Here is a 15,819-nt window from a genome sequence, read left to right as displayed (position 1 = left end):
GTGCAGATCGACCCGGAGAACCTCGCGGCCGCCGGCACCACCATGCGGTCGATGGCGGACGGCTTTGCCGACCGGCTGACTGCCTTCCAGGCCCGACTGGCGTCGATAGGTCCCGCGTTCGGCGACGACGAGACCGGGTCACTGCTCGGTGTGGCGTACGACGAAGCAGCGTCGTTCGTCTTCGAGTCACTGGTCGAGGCGCTCGAGGAACTCGGTTTCGCTGGCGACGACCTCACGGCCATGGCGCGTTCCCACGAGGCGAACGAGGCCGACAACGGCGATCTCTTTCGCGTACTCCTCAGACGGATGGATGGCTGACGCGTGGGTCTGCAGATTCCGGGCGAGCTGCGCAGCCTCCTCGACATCCTGGGCTACACCTGGCCCGCTTCGGACGAACAGAAGCTCTTCGAGCTCGGCCAGGCGTGGTGCGATTTCAGCAATGAGGTAGCCGCGTTCGTCCAGCAGGCGGAGACGGCCGCCCGAAACGCACTGACCGGCAACGAGAGTGCCGACATCGACGCGTTCCGCGCCTGGTGGGGCCAACAGGAGAGCCCGATCGACAGCCTGCAGAGCAACGGGACCGGAGCAGTGGTCGGCGGCGCCGGGCTCATGATCTGCGCCGCGATCGTGCTGGCCCTGAAGATCGCGGTCATCGTTCAACTGACCCTGCTGGCGATCCAGATCGCACAGGCGATCGCTACCGCCGGTCCGACGTTCGGAGCGTCGCTGCTGGAGATTCCGGTGTTTCAGACGCTGACACGCACCATCGTCGGCAACCTGATGCAGGAGGCCCTCTGGCGGTTGGCCGATGGGTAAGAACCGCACCGGAAAGATGGCCGCGAGGTTCGCCAGGGAATGGGTCAGGGACCTCAGGAAGGTCAAGCGTCGGCGCCGCGGGGACCCGGGCGCGCGGCCTACCCGCAACGCCTCTCCGGCACGCCAGGCGTCCTATCGGGCCCGCCAAGAGGCCGACCGCCAGCAGCGCAACGGCCGGGTCAATGGCACCGCCGAGGCCGTGACCACTGCGGACGGGCGGCACACCGCCGTGTCGGTGAGCGACGGCCCTGACAAGATCTATCCGCACCACCGCGAGGTGGCAGGTGCGCTCGACCGAGTGCCGCAGAATCTTCGTGCACCGTGGCACGGCAACTGTGCGCTCCCGCAGTCGTTGTCGAAGCTGCTGGACCGCGGCGTCGACCCGCGCGGCGGCGCGATCGGCGCCGCGCGGATTCGCGCTCCGGGTAACCCCGGCCACGGCGCACACAATCCGTGCTGCAACAGTTGTAAGGCGTTGCGCAACGAGTTCGACCTGAGGGAGGTGCTGTGATGCGGGCAGACGACCGCGCACTGCCGGACCGTGCGGCACAGGCACTCAAGATGGCAGGTTGGACGCCACGCCGCAGGGTGGACGTCGACGAGTGGGAGTCGGCGCTCGCCCCCGAGGGCTTTGCCATGCACGCCCCCGCCCGTGCCTTCCTGACCGAGTTCGGTGGCCTGGTGGTGCCGGTGAGCGGTCCCGGCCGCGACTCCGCCCGGCTCGGCGTCCGGCTCGATCCACTGCTGTGCCTCGGCCAGAAGGTGTGGTTCGACAGCCTCTCCGGGCCGACGGCCGGTCAGCTCTACCCGCTCGGCGAGGAGCACGACGGGCACGCCAGCGTGGCCATGGACGCCGACGGCACGATCCATCTGCTCTTCAACGATCAGATCAAGAGGATCGGCCCCGGCCTCACCGGCCTGGCCCGACTACTCGAAGGCGAAGAGGCCCCGGCCGGGCAGTGACGAGCCGACACCGCCCAGGTTGGAAGTGTCGATGCCCGGCTGTACCGTTCCGCCTGTGGAACGGCTGACGGACCGGCGCCGTGACCTCGCCGGATGGTTGGTGACGCCACTGTTCACCCTCGTGGCGGCTCCTGTGTTGACCGGCATCGTCGGATTGTTGGGAAACCTCGGCGACCACAACGGCCCGCCAGCGGTGTGTGAGAAGGCCGTGGCCGACAACATGTGCGAGGAGACGACCCTCGGGGTGATCGGCGTGCACGTGGCGATCTCGGGCGCCATGTGGTTGCTGCTCTGGATCATCCCGTGGTGGCGAGGTCTTCGCCCCGTGCGTGTTCTGCTCGCCGTCGCCGCGACCGTCGTTCTTGTACTCCTGCCGGTGCGGATGTTCGACTGGTCCTGACCCCACGCGGCTCCGTACTGAATCGACCCGAGAAGCAACCGCCGTTCGCCACTCGGACCGCTAGCGGTCCCCCATCCAGGTGCCTGGCGGATGCGGCGGAAGGCGCAGATCGGCGAGCACCCCGAAGTGGTCGCTCGCCCACACCCCACCAACCGGTTCGGCGAACACCCGTCGGCAGTCAACCACGTCGAGGGTCGGCCCGTGCGGACCGCACCGGACCAGGACGTAGTCGATCCGCCGCCCCCGGTCCAGCGGCATCAGCCCGTCCCGGACCAGTGGGTTGCCCGGCGTGAAGGTATGTCCCTGCGCCTCAGCCCGAACCGCCGTCCAGCAGTCCTGGTAGCAGACGCTGATGTCCGCCAGCGACTGCCGCCCGGTCCAGAACCTGACGCTCGACGCATCGGGTGCCGCGTCGAAGTCGCCCAGCAGCACCACGTGCGGCTCGGTGTCCGGACCATCCGGGTCGAGCGGCTCGGACCGCTGCTCGGCGACCAGTTCCTCGATGTACCGGGCCGTCCGTACCGCCTGCAGTTCCCGCTCGTACTCGGCGTCGTACTGCCAGGTCGGCTTGTGGTGTGCGACGAGTACCGGCCCCAGCGGCGGCGGCACCGCGATCTCCACGACAACTGCGGCGCTCCACGGCAGCGCCGCCGTGCGCGGGGTGACATGCAGATCGACAACCCCGACGGTACGCACAGGCCAGCGGCTGCCCAGCACGGCTCCGACCCCGTCGGCCGAGCGCCCCGGATGCGGTGTCAGGTGATAGTCCGGCCCGAGTAGGCCACCGGCCTCGTCCAGATCCCCGCCGCCAGCCACCTCCTGCAGGGCCACCACGTCCGGCCGCAGCTCGCGCAGCCCGTCGACGAGCACCGCCCTACGGCGTGGCCAGTCGGCGAAGAACGGCGCAAGAGTGTTCAGGGTGACCACCCGCAGGTTCGCGCGCTTCTCGGACATCTCGCCATCCTGTGACCGATGGCACGTGCCGGCAACCGGAGCGGTGACCACGCCGCAGCCGCCGATGTGGCATCGACACCGGCGATGGCGCGCACAACCCGTGCTGCAACAGTTGTAGGGAGTTGCGCAACGCGTTCGACCGGCCCCGGCCTGACCGGCCTGACCGGCCTGGCTCGACTGCTCGAAGGCGAAGAAGCCCCGGCTAGGCAGTGATCCACCTGGTTGCCGACCAGACCCCCGGGGTAGAGGCAGCTGTATGGACCCCCGAGACGTGTTCCAGATCCTGTTGGGCGTCGTCGGTGTGGTCTTTGCCGGCTACGGTGTTCGTCTCCTGCTGACTGGCCGCATGCCGCCCTTTGCCCGGCGAAGGTGGAGGCGGCCAGTCGATGCGGGGATGTGGTTCCTCTGCGGCGGGCTCTTCTTCCTGTTACTTGCAGTGGGGTACCTCGGACGGCTCATCGGCGCGTTCGGACCCGCGACAGCGTTGACGCTAGTGGTCCTGGCGCTCGGGTTTCTCGCACTCGGTCTCGTCAGGTACCGGCCCCGTGACGGTGGGGATGGCGACCGCGCGTAACCACCAACAACCACACCGTTCGGACGGACCTCCACCACCGCCAGAACACGAGTGCGCGGAAACGAGCTCGATGGTTGGATCGCTGGCGTGACCCGCCTGTATCCCGAGATCGAACCCTTCGCACACGGCATGCTCGACGTCGGTGACGGCCACCTCGTCTACTGGGAGAGCTGCGGCAACCCACTCGGAAAACCAGCCCTGGTGTTGCACGGTGGCCCCGGCTCTGGAGCCGGGGCATTCTGGCGGCGGTTCTTCGACCCGGCCGTCTATCGGGTGGTCCTGTTCGATCAGCGGGGATGCGGACGCAGCACACCGGACGCGGGCGACGTGCGAACAGACCTGTCGACAAACACCATGCCGCATCTTCTGGCCGACATCGAGAAGCTGCGCACGCACCTGAGCATCGACCGGTGGTTGCTGCTCGGCGGATCGTGGGGCAGCGCCCTCGGCCTCGGCTACGCCGAGCGGCACCCCGACCGGGTCACCGAGATCGTGCTGTTCAGCGTCGTCACCAGCACACCGGCGGAGCACCGGTGGCTCACCCGCGACCTCGGACGGGTCTTCCCCGAACAATGGGAGAGGTTCCGGGACGCGGTGCCGGACGCCGAACGCGACGGCAATCTGCCCGCCGCCTACGCCCGGTTGCTGGCCGATCCCGACGAGGGGGTACGGGACCGGGCCGCACGCAACTGGTGTGCCTGGGAGGACGCACTCGTCTCGAACCTGCCCGACAGTCGACCTGACCCTCGATACGAGGACCCGGCGTTCCGGATGACCTTCGCGCGTCTCGTCACCCACTACTGGGCGCACGACGGTTGGTTCGCCGACGGTGAGTTGATGGCTGGCGCACATCGGCTCGCCGGCATTCCTGGTGTGCTCGTACACGGCCGGCTCGACCTCGGGAGCCCGGTCGACATCCCCTGGCAGCTGTCCAAGGTGTGGCCCGAGGCACGGCTGGAGCTGATCGACGAGGCTGGCCACGGCTCCGGACGCGGCGTCGGCGACGTGGTCATCGACGCCTTGGACCGCTTCGGGGCCTCCTACCTCGACCGGCAGGATCAATAAGCGGCTTTCGTAGCACCCAAGCGGCGGCACGGGGGTCAGCGGAAGTGACCCGCAGCTGGTCAGGTGCCTGCGGCCGGATGAGGCTTACCGGCTGAGGACATCACGAACGTCGGCCGCCAGCCTGGTCATCTCCTCGCCCGCCTCGAGCAGAAAGACCGTCCGGGCCGACCACGCATCGTCGGCATACGCCTGCCGGGTACGCCGCAACGTCACGCCGATGGCTACGTGACCTCGCCCGTCGTGGTGCGCGTCGACCTCCATCTCACCTTCGAGCGAGCGCCACTCCCGCCTGCCTTCCCAGCCGCGCCAGTCATCCGCCAGAGACTGAAAGAACCATCCGAGAGATTCGTTCTCAGGTGCCCACCGGCCCGCCAACATGGCGCTCGTCTCCGCCGTCATGCCAATGTCCGAGATCTCTGACCGCACGGCCCAGACGTAGCCATCGCCGTACGGGTCGGTGGGAGGGTGTAGCGCCCAACGGCAGCTCGTTCCGAGCGGTTGCAGCACGAAGGGCTCCACGGTCACCATGATGGTCGGCAGGCACGTTCATACCGAGCGATTATCTTGGCCTTGCCGGCGACCGGGCTCAATCGGCCCGTACTGCGGCTTCTGGTCCTGGCTTCTCCTGAGCTGCGCGCTGCCGTCGCCGCAGCAACACGGCTGACACCAGATAGCCCACACTGACGACGGCCCACAGTGCGGCAAATGCCCAATGCCACGGTGTGGGGTCTCCGACGGCCACAACCACCCACCCGACCGCCAGGAGAAGCCAGACGCCTCCCCTGATGAAACCCTGCTTCGGCGTCATCGTTGTCTGCCACCACGCGTTCCTGGTTGGCTTCATGTGGGAGATTTTCGCACTTTTCACGGGACCGGGCAGCCGGAGCAGCATGAAGGCCCCGACCCTTGACCATTGTGGACGGGCGAGGGTGCCGAGGGACTTCCGCCCTTGCTCAGGACCACGGATGGCCGGTCAGGAACTCCGGGTCTCGTCGTACAACCGCTTCAGGAAACAATGCCCCCGATCTCACACCACTCCCCGCCGTCCGTCGACCTCTTGCGGACTAGATGCGGACCGCTTGCCTCGGGCTCGTGCTGCCTGGCGGGGGGCGGGTCGCGGTGTCCCATATTCAGTCCCGGGATCACTCCGGGGACCTACCAGTGCCCGCCCCCCCCGTAGCCGCGCTGTCCCACATGGGGTTGCTCTGACCGGCCAACTGCGGCGCACCGTAGCAGGCGGGTACGAGATCGCGCCCCGGTCTCTCACCGCGCAAAGATCAAGACCGCTGTCGGCCGGCGTTGGTAGCGGTCGCTGACCTGCTCGCCGCGTCGCCCACCGTCGCCCTCGGACCATCATCGATAAACAGTGTTCATGGTCGACGCGTTCCCACTTGTCCTGCGGTTGGCCCGACTGACAGCACTGTGCGAAGCCAGCTACAGGCGCCACTCCTGCCGGTAGTCCGGGTGCTCGTAGGGGGACTGCGCCAGCAGCCGGACCGCGTTTGCGAGACCAGCGAAACGCTCGTCAGAGGGGTCCATCGCCTCGTACTCCCCGGCCAGCTTGTCGACCAGTCAGTGATCGTCCGGGCCTGGGACGCGGTTGCGGTACAGATCGTGGCCGTATCCGGCGCCGCCGGTGTTCTACGGGATCAACTCAGCCACGGAAAGTGCTTCGTCCAGCCGACCAGCGGCCAGGTCGTCGTGACGGATCACGAAACTCCCGTCACTCCGGTAATAGAGCTCGTTGTCTACGGGAAAGTGGGCGAGCGACACCCACTCACTCGTCAGCCGGTGCGTTTCCTTCTCCACATGGGAATACCATTTCGCGACCGGGATGACGATCTCGCCGGTCTTCTCGCGCCACGCGAGGGTCTGCTCCGCAAAACTCTTGACTATCTCCTCGTCGGCATACCCGCCGATATAGGCGCGGGCGTACCCGTTGTCAGGCGGCCAGAGATCGTTGGCCAGAGCACAGAGTTCGTCAAGGTGCGGCAGGTCACGCTCGAGGTCCCGGGCCAACTGCTGCTGGAAGGGCGACAGGTCGTCGTCGTCCTCGTCGTCGTCCTCATCCTCGTCGTCCGCCCCGAACCAATCGGGGAACTCCGCGCGCAGCGTGGCACCGACGTCGTACGGCTCGACGAACGCATCGTCGGTGGATCCTGCCGCCACCTCGGTATCGGAACCGGCCGGCACATACACGACCCGCCCGTACCTTCGCTCCCCCGTGGCAGCGGCCTGCTCGTGGTTCAGGAAGAACAGCAGCGAGCCGTCTGCCGGCAGGCCGAAGCCGTCGACTCTTGGCAGCAGCGCACAGTCGACCGAGAAGATGAACGGCAACGGACTGACCCCGTCGGACGGCCAGTCCACGCCCACCGGCAGCCGGGGCAACCCACCGAACTGCCCCACCGGAACACCGCTGGATCCTTCGCTCAACCGGATCGACAAACGGAGGTGCTGGGTGAACCGGCGGACCTCGTCGTCCGGGATGCCCACCGCGAGCGCTGCACGACGAAGCTGCCCCTGATGATCCATAGCGCAACATGGTGCCACGAGGGCGAGCCCGGCGACCGGGTGCCCCACGGCCCGCACGCGCTGTCCTCACGTCCCACCTGATGCCCGACATGATCCTCAGAGGGCGCCGCGAAGCCTTCACGGTCCGCGACACGGGCGCGCATCGCGGCATGGCCGAACCGCCAGCCATGGGCCGCCGCCCCGTAGCAATCGGATCGCGGCAGATGAGGGCACGGTCAGCGGACCCGGAGTGGCTATTGCGGGAGCCATCGGCGCGACATCGTCGTCCTACACGGTCGCGCTGACTCCCCACCCCAGCGCGGGGCCTCGACCTCGTTCAACCGGCACACCCCAGCCCCGACATCGCGCCCAAGGTCCAGCCCCTGAGCAGAGAGTCGTTCCCCACGACGGGTCACTGGCCGTTGTCGCCATCGAGCGTGCTGGAGGATCCACCCCTACCGTGCGGTTCGACCGGCCTGCGTACCCGCTTCGAATCCGAGGAGGCCGCGGCGTGCAGCGGATCGCGCCTCCCGGGGCCTTTATTAGGTGACAGAGACAGGAGGTGTGGTGGCGCCGACACTCGAGGAATTCGTGGCCGCACGCGGCGAGGCGCTGATGCGCTTCGCGCTGATGCTGTGCGGGGACCGCCATTCGGCCGAGGATCTTACGCAGTCCGTGTTGGCCAAGGCGTACCCGCGCTGGCTGCGGATCTCGAACCTGGAGCAGCCGGACGCGTACCTGAAGAGAATGATCGTCAACGAACACCTGCGTTGGCGCCGGCGGCTCTGGCGCGGCGAGATCCCGGTGGCGACGCCGGGCGAGGCGCGGCTCGGCAGCCGTGCGTGCGACGTGGTTGCCAGCAGCGAGGATTCGTACGCCAATCGCGAAGCGGCATGGGAGCTGCTGGGGCGCCTGCCCAGAAAACAGCGGGCGGTGCTGGTACTGCGCTACTACGAGGACCTTGCCGACGCGGAGATCGCCGCCATCCTCGGCTGCCGAACCGGGACCGTGCGATCACAGGCCACACGAGCGCTCGCCTCGCTGCGGGCGGCGCTGCCAACGATGCGGAAGGAGACGTTGCCGTGAGTGACCGCGACATCGAGGATGTGCTGCGGGACGTGTTCCGCAGCCGGGAGCACGTGGTGGCGGGTGGCCAGCCTGGCCTGCTTCCCCAGGCTAGGCGGCGCGCCAACCGGCGACGCCAGGTACGCGTGGCAGGAGTCGCGTTCGTCACTGCGGCCGCGATCATGGTCGGCGGCCTCGCCATCGAGTTTGGGGTGCCGGATGGTGGGGCAGGCTCGGTCGCGGATTCGCCGACGGCATCCGGAGAAATGCCGGCGGCGCTCGGACAGACGCCCGCCCTGCCGCACGACTGGGTCTGGTACAGCTCGCTTGGCCTGCAGATCGCGGTGCCGGGCGGCTGGGAGGTCAATGACTACGGCTGCAACATGACCGATCGGCCCAGCGTCGTGCGCGCCCAGGGGGTGACCCCAGCTTGCCACACGCCGGAGCCGACCACGAAGAATGTGGCCCTAATCGGCGCGACCGCCCACAACTCGCACGAGGGCATGACCACCCGCCAGGTGCTGATCGGTGGTGTACCGGCCACCCTGGCTGAGGGACGGCTACCCGACGGCCGCTACGCCGGCCAGCTCGCCGTACCCTCCCGAAAGGTCTACCTGGACGTACGCACGACCGACGAGCCGGAGCGGCGCAAGATCCTGAACAGCGCACACCTTGTCGACGTCGACCATGCCGGCTGTGCCACGACCCGCCCGGCCAGTGGCGCAGGCAGCGCCGCGCCATCCATGATTCCAGTGGATCCGGACTATGTCGCGGTGTGCTACTACGCCGGGGGGACCGACGAGCGGTTGCAGGCGTCGGCGAATCTCGGCGACACCGAGATTCGGCGGCTTGTTGAAGCGGCCAACGCCGCGCCGGAGGGCCGCAACCCGGACCTGCCAGCATCGCGGTGCCGGGACAGCGTCGAGGTCGCACCGGACGTGGTGCTCCAGTTCAGCGGGGCCGACGGCGCCAACGGGACGCCCAGCCGACTCTGGGTCACGTTCAGCTCGTGCACCCGGCGCGGCCTGGACAACGGAACCCGGCAGGCGCACGTCAGCCGGGAAATCGTCGAACTGTTGATGACACCGCTACACAGCGGCTACACCATGAAAATCGGATGACAGCTGCCCGCTCGCAATCCCCAGATCCATCGACCAAACGCACTCATTTCTGCATGTGAGTGCGGCCGCAGGCACGCAGATGTCACCGACTGTAACCAGAACGACCGAGGAACCAAGGGCCGACCTGACCAGGGAAAACTGCTGGTGGGGCGGGCGGGACTCGAACCCGCGACCGAGGGATTATGAGTCCCCTGCTCTAACCGGCTGAGCTACCGCCCCGACACCGCGCGGATCTTATCCCGCTCGGCGGATCACGGGCCAGCGCCGGTGTGGCCCCGCCTCATCCCCGCCGCCGTCGCCACAGCAGCACGATGGGCAACGCGAGGATAACAGTGAGCAGCCAGCCCGCGACGACGACGCCCCAGAGCCATTCCTCGCCCGGCTCGGTGCCGGCGGCGACCATCACGTACGTCACCAGCAGGCTCACCGCGCCCACCAACAGGACGGCCACGCCGCTGATCACGATCGCCGCGATCTCCCACCACGGGCGATCGGCGGGAGTACGGGCCGGCTGGTCGGCGACCGACGGCTGCGGGATGGCGTCCGGTGTGCGGGCCGGCATGGCGATGTGCCGATCGGCCGGCACCTTGGCGTCGATGACCGGAAGCGCCGCCGGATGCAGGTTGAACATGGTCGGCTCGACGTGCAACACGATGGCGTCCGAGCCGATCAGTTGCCGCGCGCCGTCGGGCCAGGCGAGCATGGCGGAGCAGTCGGCGTACCGGACGGTCAGCGGGCCGTCGGTGCCCAGGTAGGTCACCCCGTCCACGCCGATGCGCAGCGCGCCGGCGCCCTGCTTCGCCGAGTACGTGGTGCCCTCGACTGTGTCGGTGGAGTGGGTGGGTGCGGCGACGAAACCGGCCCAGTCGGCGGTGAGCCCGCGCGGCACCAGGAGCAGCGCGGACGACATCACCTCACCGGCCACCTCGTGCAGGTCGGCGAGGCCGACCGTCTTCAACTCGGCCCGGTGCTCGTCGATGCTGAGGTTCGGCTCGCCGGTCAGCACGTTGAGGGCGTACCCGGGCAGTCGCGCGGCGTCGACCTCGGCGGTGCCGAGCACGTCCTCCCGCTTGGCGACTGTGGCGTCCAGGTCGGCCTGCTCGATCCGCCCGACCCGCAGCTTCGCCAGCACGTCGACGAAGCCGCCGAGCACCGCGTCCTGCTTCTCGGCGAGCGCGTCGGCCAGCGCCCGCAGCGTGGCGTACCCGTCGCCGCGCGGCTCGTACCCGGTCGTGGTGGTGTAGGAGAGGCCCGACTCCTGGCGCAGTGACCGGTACAGCTCCCGTTCCAGCACGCCGGAGAAGACGGCCGCGGCGGCGCTGCGCCGCACCACCGAGTCGAGCACCACGGCGCGGGCGCCGCTGACGAAGTACGCCGGGGTCTGCGGCAGCGCCGACGAGACGGCCGGCACCGGCTGCCGGACCCCGCTGGGCAGCGCGAGGCGCAGCCCGGCGGGCACCCGGTCGCCGGCGATCCAGAGCACCGCGTTCTCCCTGGTAAACGAGCGGGCCGCCCACTCGCGCAGGTGGTCCGCGGTGAGCGCGCTGAGGCCCCACTCGGGGTAGCTGCTCAGGCCGAAGTCCCGCGCGCCGTGTCGCCACAGCGGGATGTCGTCGACAGCGGCGGCGCCCCGGCTGCTCCACTCGGTACGCAGGATGTCCTTCTCGACGTCCAGCCGCGCCACCGGCAGGTCCGACAGGTGCTCGCAGACGGCGGTCAGGAACGCCGCGATGTCCGCCTCGGAGCCCTGGGTGTGGAACATGGTGAACGCGGGGGCGGTCACGCCGTTGACGTGGTAGTCGGCCAGACCGAGCGGTGCGAGCGCGAGGTGCTCGATGAGGTGGGTGATGCCGGCGCGGCTGAGCGTCTCGTCGGCGGTGCCGACCCGGAAGGTCAGTCCGGCGCGCATCGGCCCGCCGGTGGGGGCGAGCAGCGTGGGCACCCCGTCCACGTCCAGGTGCTGGATCATGACTGGCCACCCTTCGCGTACGCCTTGGCGCGGTACTTCGTGTAGCCCTCGGCGTCGTCCACGTAGGCCCAGGGGTATTCGGTGCCCAGGTTGCCCAGCGCGGTGAACTGGCTGGCGGCGGCGGGCCACTGCTCGGTGAGGCTGAACATCAGCGCGAACGTCGAGCGGACCCACACCCAGCCCGGCCGGTCGACGAAGTCCGGGTGCAGCACGGATCGCTGCCCGGCCTGCATGACCTCGTCCACGACGGGGGTGCTGCGCAGGTACGTGGTGCGCTCCCGTTGGGTGTCAAAGTCCAGCCAGCGTTCCAGGTGCGCCTCGGCGACCAGCACGGCGTTGGGCGCCCCGGCGGGCGCGGCCTGCGCGCACTCACGGGCGAACGCGAAGGCCCGGTCCCAGTCGCCGCTCCACTTCGGGCAGAGCTGCTGGAGCAGGGCCGCCTGCGCGGGCGCGTGGTGGGGGTGCTTGCGGGCGAGCTGGTCGTAGCGGCGGCGTGCCTCGTTCTGGCCCAGTTGCAGCCCTCGGGCGATGGTGATCCGTTGGGTCCAGGCGGCCGCGTCGTCGGGGTACCGGGCGGTGACGTCGATGAGCACCTGCTCGGCACGACGCAGGTGATCGTGGAACTGTTCGAACTGCGCCTGGCTGACGTACTTCGCCCGGTAGGCGCTGCGGATGCGCCAGCCGTCGCGGATGAGCTGGTTGCCGAGCAGCGTCCCGGCGAGCTGGTCGGTGGGGTCGGCGTCGTACACCCGGCGCAGGAACGGCCCGGTCCCGACCTGGTCGCCCGCCGCGCCGACGAGCAGGGTGCGGCCGTCCGCGTCCCGGTCGGCGAAGACGGCCTGGACGGCGGGCCAGTCGGCGGCGTCGAGCGCCTTACGCAGGTCGTTGACCTCGGGGTACGCGGCAGCGACATCGAAGGTGGGTGCCGGGAGGGGGGCGGGCATGGCGGCGATCATAGGTGATCAATTACAACGGCGGGGGCCTCTTTCGAGGCGGGCTCAGCCGGCGCGCAGCTCCTCCAGCACCGCCCCGGCAGCACGCCAGCCGCTGGCGAGAGCGCCCTGGATCGATGGACTGTCGCGGTGGTCACCGGCCACGAACAGCCCCTCCCCCAGGGAGACGGGCTTGCGCAGCCGGCCCTGCGGCGGCGGCGCGGCGGGCAGCGCGTCCGGAACGGCCACAGTGGTGAGGTGGGTCCAGTCGGCTGTGGATCGGCCGTACAGCCGGGTCAACTCGGCCCGGATGGTCGACTCGGGCGGGGCCGTCGGACCCACCACCGACGTGGCCACGAGGTGCCGTCCGGCCGGCGCGTAGGTCGGGACGGCGTTGCTGAGCACCACGGTGTTCGCCACGATCTCCCGGCGGTCGCCGTCGACGACCAGGATCGGCTCGGCGAGCGGCGGCTCGGGCGCACTGTGGTAGTAGGTGGTGTAGCTGTGCATGCGTACCGTCGCCAGGGCCGGCAGCAGCGCGGCCGCGGCGGGCGGGTCGACGGCGACCACGACGGCCCGGCAGCGGATGTCGCCGGCCTGCGTGCGGACCAGACCGGGTGCGACCTGCGCGACAGGGGTGTCCAGGTCGAGCAGGTCGGCGGGCAGGGGGTCGGCGATGGCCCGGGGCAGCGCGGCCATCCCCTCGGCGGGCAGACCGATCCGGCCACGGGCGAACGAGCGCAGCACCACGGCGAGCACGTGGCTGGAGGTGGCCAGCTCCCGGTCGATGAGCACGCCGGACAGGAACGGCCGCAGCAGTTCCTCGATGATGGCGTCGGAGAGACCGGCGCGACGCAGCGCCGTCTCGGCGGTGGTCTCCGGCGCGGAGAGCAGCCGGGACACCGGGAGCGTGGCGCAGCCGGTGGCGAGCGCGGCGAAGCGCAGCCGGTCGAGCAGCGAGCCCACGCCGGCCAGCGCGGTACCGGGGGCGCCGGTCGGCTCCCGCAGGGGGTTGACCAGCCGGAGCAGGTCGTCGCCCCGACGCACCAGCACCCCGGACGTGAAGTAGCCGAGGTCGAGCCGGTCGGTGTCGAGCAGCGTGCCGAGCCGCGGGTACGCCGTGTTGAGCACCTGGAAACCGCGATCGATCAGATAGCCGTCCACGACGTCGGTGGCGACGCGACCGCCGAGCCGGCCGCTGCCCTCCAGCAGCCGCCAGGGCACGCCGGCGCGGTGCAGCCGGCGTGCGGCGGCGAGGCCGGCCAGGCCACCGCCGACGACGACCACGTCGGTCTCAGACAGCATCGCGCGTCTCCCGCTCACCGTTCGCCCGGGACAACCGGCCCGGCCACCAGACCTTCGGCCCGATGTCGTACGCGAGCGCGGGCACCAGCAACGACCGGACGATGATCGTGTCGATCAGTACCCCGATCGCGACGGCCGTACCCAACTCGACGAGTATCACAAGCGGCAGGACGGCAAGTGCGGAGAAGGTCGCGGCGAGCACGATGCCGGCGGAGGTGATCACCCCGCCGGTGACGGCGAGGCCGCCGAGCACGCCGGCGCGGGTGCCCCGTTTGGTCGACTCCTCCCGGACCCGGCTCATCAGGAAGATGTTGTAGTCGATGCCGAGGGCGACCAGGAAGACGAACGCGAACAGCGGGAACGACGAGTCCACGCCGGGGAAGTCGAAGACGTGGCGGAACAGCAGCGCGCACAGACCGAGGGTGGCCGCGAAGCTGAGCAGGACCGTGCCGATGAGCAGCACTGGTGCGAGGAGAGCGCGCAGCAGCAGGGCCAGGATGACCGCGATGACCACAAGCACCACCGGGATGATGACGTTCTGGTCGCGCTTCGCGGCGTCGGAGGTGTCCACGTTGATCGCGGTGAAGCCGCCGACCACGGCGTCCGCGCCGGGCACCCGGTGTACGGCCACCCGCAGCTCGCGGATCGTCCGCTCGGCGCCGTCGCTGTCGGGCGGGTCGGCGAGTGTCGCCTCCAACTGCACCCGCCCGTCGACGACCTTCGGTGCCGCGCTCTCCTCGGGCGGGCCGGTCTGCGGGCCGGTGGAGAGCGGACGGACGTCGGCGACGCCGCGTACGCCCTGGGCCGCCTGTGCCACCTGCCGCGCGGTCTGCTCGGTGGTGAAGATGGTCGCCGGGCTGCCGGTGCCGGCCGGGTAGTGCCGGGCGATCACGTCCTGACCGTCCACCGAGTCGGTGCGCTGGGTGAACAGGTCGGACTGGCCGAGGGTGGTGGCGCCGAGCTGCGTCAGGCCGAGCGTGAGGAGCGCCAGGACGACTGCGGTGCTCAGCCAGATCGGTCGGGCGTGCCGGGCCACGAAACCGGCGACGCGGTTCCAGATGCCGTGCTCGACCCGTGGGTCGGCCTGGTCGACCTGCGGCCGCCGGGGCCAGAACGCCCACCTGCCGCCGAGGACCAGCAGCGCGGGCAGGAAGGTGAGCATCACCAGCAGCGTGGCGGCGATGCCGATGGCGGCGACCGGGCCGAGCGCCCGGTTGGAGTTGAGGCTGGACAACAGCAGGCAGAGCAGGCTGACGATGACGGTGCCGCCGGACGCGATGATGGCCGGCGCGGCGCCCCTCCAGGCGGCGCGCATGGCGTCCCACGGGCGGTCGTGCCGGTGCAGCTCCTCCCGGTAGCGGGCGATCATCAGCAGCGCGTAGTCGGTGCCGGCGCCGAAGACCAGCACGGTGAGAATGCCCTGTGCCTGGCCGTTGAGCTTGATGATGTCGGCATCGGCGAGCAGGTAGACGAAGACCGAGGCCAGCGCGTACGACATTCCGGCGGCCAGCAGCGGAAAGATCCACAGGACCGGGCTGCGGTAGACGATCAGCAGGATGACGAGCACCACCACGAGGGTGACGAGCAGCAGTGGCCCGTCGATGGCGGAGAAGACCTCGATCAGGTCGGCGAGCAGGCCGGCCGGGCCGGCGACGTCCACGGTGAGCCCGTCCCGGTCGCCGCCGGCGAGGTCGCGCATTTGTTTGACGACCGCGCCGATCTCCTCGCCCTCGGCGTCGTCCACCGGCACGACGACCTGAAGTGCCTGACCGTCCGCGCTGGGGATCGGCGGGGACAGCGGGGTGACCACGCCGGGTATCTGGGCGAACCGGGCGGCGTCGGCGGCGACCCGCTGCCGGTCGGCGTCGGTGATCCCCGACGACCGCTCGTAGACGACCAGAGCGGGCACGGTCTGCCTGTCGACGAAGCCACCGGCGAGGTCCTGGGCGCGGGTCGCCTCGGCGTCGGTGGGCAGGAAGGCGGCGTTGTCGTTGGTGGCGACCTCGCTGAGGCGCCCGGCGTACGGGCCGGCCACACCGCCGATCACCAGCCAGGCCAGTACGACCGCCACCGCGATCAGTGTGGCCCGGCCGAAGCCACCTCGTCCGGACATGGCGCTCACCCCAAGGATCGACGCATCAATC

Annotated in this window: 16 protein-coding genes and 1 tRNA gene; 9 read left to right on the top strand and 8 right to left on the bottom strand. The window is 69.8% G+C overall.

The window, feature by feature from the left end:
- Genes ACLQ26_RS00850 through ACLQ26_RS00830 form a run of 5 tightly spaced genes read left to right on the top strand, consistent with a single transcriptional unit; the run spans position 1 to position 2,179 of the window.
- Complete coding sequence (locus ACLQ26_RS00850) at positions 1 to 318, top strand: hypothetical protein (RefSeq protein WP_425742627.1); 318 nt, start codon at positions 1 to 3, stop codon at positions 316 to 318.
- A gap of 3 nt (positions 319 to 321) precedes the next feature.
- Positions 322 to 816: a hypothetical protein gene (locus ACLQ26_RS00845; protein WP_425742626.1), complete on the top strand. Its 495-nt coding sequence runs from the start codon at positions 322 to 324 to the stop codon at positions 814 to 816.
- Positions 809 to 1,327 carry a hypothetical protein gene (locus tag ACLQ26_RS00840; protein ID WP_425742625.1) on the top strand — a complete coding sequence of 173 codons (519 nt, stop codon included), beginning with the start codon at positions 809 to 811 and terminating at the stop codon, positions 1,325 to 1,327. The genes ACLQ26_RS00845 and ACLQ26_RS00840 overlap by 8 nt, the downstream gene beginning before the upstream one ends.
- Positions 1,327 to 1,779 carry an SUKH-3 domain-containing protein gene (locus ACLQ26_RS00835; protein WP_425742624.1) on the top strand — a complete coding sequence of 151 codons (453 nt, stop codon included), beginning with the start codon at positions 1,327 to 1,329 and terminating at the stop codon, positions 1,777 to 1,779. The genes ACLQ26_RS00840 and ACLQ26_RS00835 overlap by 1 nt, the downstream gene beginning before the upstream one ends.
- Before the next feature lie 55 nt (positions 1,780 to 1,834).
- Positions 1,835 to 2,179 (top strand): hypothetical protein, encoded by a 345-nt coding sequence (locus ACLQ26_RS00830; protein WP_425742623.1) that lies wholly within the window; start codon positions 1,835 to 1,837, stop codon positions 2,177 to 2,179.
- Positions 2,180 to 2,239: 60 nt separating this feature from the next.
- Here the strand turns inward: ACLQ26_RS00830 and ACLQ26_RS00825 are convergent, their stop codons facing one another.
- Positions 2,240 to 3,133, bottom strand: coding sequence for an endonuclease/exonuclease/phosphatase family protein (locus ACLQ26_RS00825; protein WP_425742622.1), 894 nt, complete (start codon positions 3,131 to 3,133; stop codon positions 2,240 to 2,242).
- 271 nt (positions 3,134 to 3,404) lie between these two features.
- Between ACLQ26_RS00825 and ACLQ26_RS00820 the strand changes: the two genes are divergently transcribed.
- A complete protein-coding gene (locus ACLQ26_RS00820) occupies positions 3,405 to 3,707 on the top strand; it encodes a hypothetical protein (protein ID WP_425742621.1) in 303 nt (100 codons plus the stop codon).
- An 87-nt stretch (positions 3,708 to 3,794) separates the two neighbouring features.
- The gene (pip, locus tag ACLQ26_RS00815) at positions 3,795 to 4,772 is read left to right on the top strand and encodes a prolyl aminopeptidase (protein WP_425742620.1); all 978 of its coding nucleotides are present in this window, start codon (positions 3,795 to 3,797) and stop codon (positions 4,770 to 4,772) included.
- 84 nt (positions 4,773 to 4,856) lie between these two features.
- Here the strand turns inward: pip and ACLQ26_RS00810 are convergent, their stop codons facing one another.
- Both ACLQ26_RS00810 and ACLQ26_RS00805 read right to left on the bottom strand, forming a co-directional pair.
- Positions 4,857 to 5,291, bottom strand: a complete 435-nt coding sequence (locus tag ACLQ26_RS00810) for a DUF6228 family protein (protein ID WP_425742619.1) — start codon at positions 5,289 to 5,291, stop codon at positions 4,857 to 4,859.
- 1,122 nt (positions 5,292 to 6,413) lie between these two features.
- Positions 6,414 to 7,304, bottom strand: a complete 891-nt coding sequence (locus ACLQ26_RS00805; protein WP_425742618.1) for a DUF1963 domain-containing protein — start codon at positions 7,302 to 7,304, stop codon at positions 6,414 to 6,416.
- 546 nt (positions 7,305 to 7,850) lie between these two features.
- Here ACLQ26_RS00805 and ACLQ26_RS00800 point away from each other — a divergent pair.
- Together ACLQ26_RS00800 and ACLQ26_RS00795 are read left to right on the top strand one after the other, a co-directional pair.
- Positions 7,851 to 8,369, top strand: a complete 519-nt coding sequence (locus tag ACLQ26_RS00800; RefSeq protein WP_425742617.1) for a SigE family RNA polymerase sigma factor — start codon at positions 7,851 to 7,853, stop codon at positions 8,367 to 8,369.
- Positions 8,366 to 9,469 (top strand): hypothetical protein, encoded by a 1,104-nt coding sequence (locus ACLQ26_RS00795; protein ID WP_425742616.1) that lies wholly within the window; start codon positions 8,366 to 8,368, stop codon positions 9,467 to 9,469. The genes ACLQ26_RS00800 and ACLQ26_RS00795 overlap by 4 nt, the downstream gene beginning before the upstream one ends.
- 142 nt (positions 9,470 to 9,611) lie before the next feature.
- On the opposite strand, the gene ACLQ26_RS00790 is transcribed toward ACLQ26_RS00795, so the two are convergent.
- The 5 genes from ACLQ26_RS00790 to ACLQ26_RS00770 all read right to left on the bottom strand — a co-directional run bounded on the left by ACLQ26_RS00790 (position 9,612) and on the right by ACLQ26_RS00770 (position 15,788).
- Positions 9,612 to 9,688, bottom strand: a tRNA-Ile gene (locus ACLQ26_RS00790).
- Between the two features lie 61 nt (positions 9,689 to 9,749).
- Positions 9,750 to 11,438, bottom strand: coding sequence for an insulinase family protein (locus ACLQ26_RS00785; protein WP_425742615.1), 1,689 nt, complete (start codon positions 11,436 to 11,438; stop codon positions 9,750 to 9,752).
- The gene (locus ACLQ26_RS00780) at positions 11,435 to 12,382 is read right to left on the bottom strand and encodes a hypothetical protein (protein ID WP_425742614.1); all 948 of its coding nucleotides are present in this window, start codon (positions 12,380 to 12,382) and stop codon (positions 11,435 to 11,437) included. Before ACLQ26_RS00780 ends, ACLQ26_RS00785 begins: the two co-directional genes overlap by 4 nt.
- Positions 12,383 to 12,436: 54 nt before the next feature.
- Positions 12,437 to 13,675: an FAD-dependent oxidoreductase gene (locus ACLQ26_RS00775; protein ID WP_425742613.1), complete on the bottom strand. Its 1,239-nt coding sequence runs from the start codon at positions 13,673 to 13,675 to the stop codon at positions 12,437 to 12,439.
- Positions 13,665 to 15,788, bottom strand: a complete 2,124-nt coding sequence (locus ACLQ26_RS00770) for an MMPL family transporter (RefSeq protein WP_425742612.1) — start codon at positions 15,786 to 15,788, stop codon at positions 13,665 to 13,667. Before ACLQ26_RS00770 ends, ACLQ26_RS00775 begins: the two co-directional genes overlap by 11 nt.
- Between the last annotated feature and the right edge of the window lie 31 nt (positions 15,789 to 15,819).

It is taken from the genome of Micromonospora sp. DT43 (genome assembly GCF_049841645.1).
Taxonomy (GTDB): domain Bacteria; phylum Actinomycetota; class Actinomycetes; order Mycobacteriales; family Micromonosporaceae; genus Micromonospora.
The sequence above is the reverse complement of the archived record's forward strand: the minus strand, read 5'-3'. Positions and strand labels throughout refer to the sequence as shown.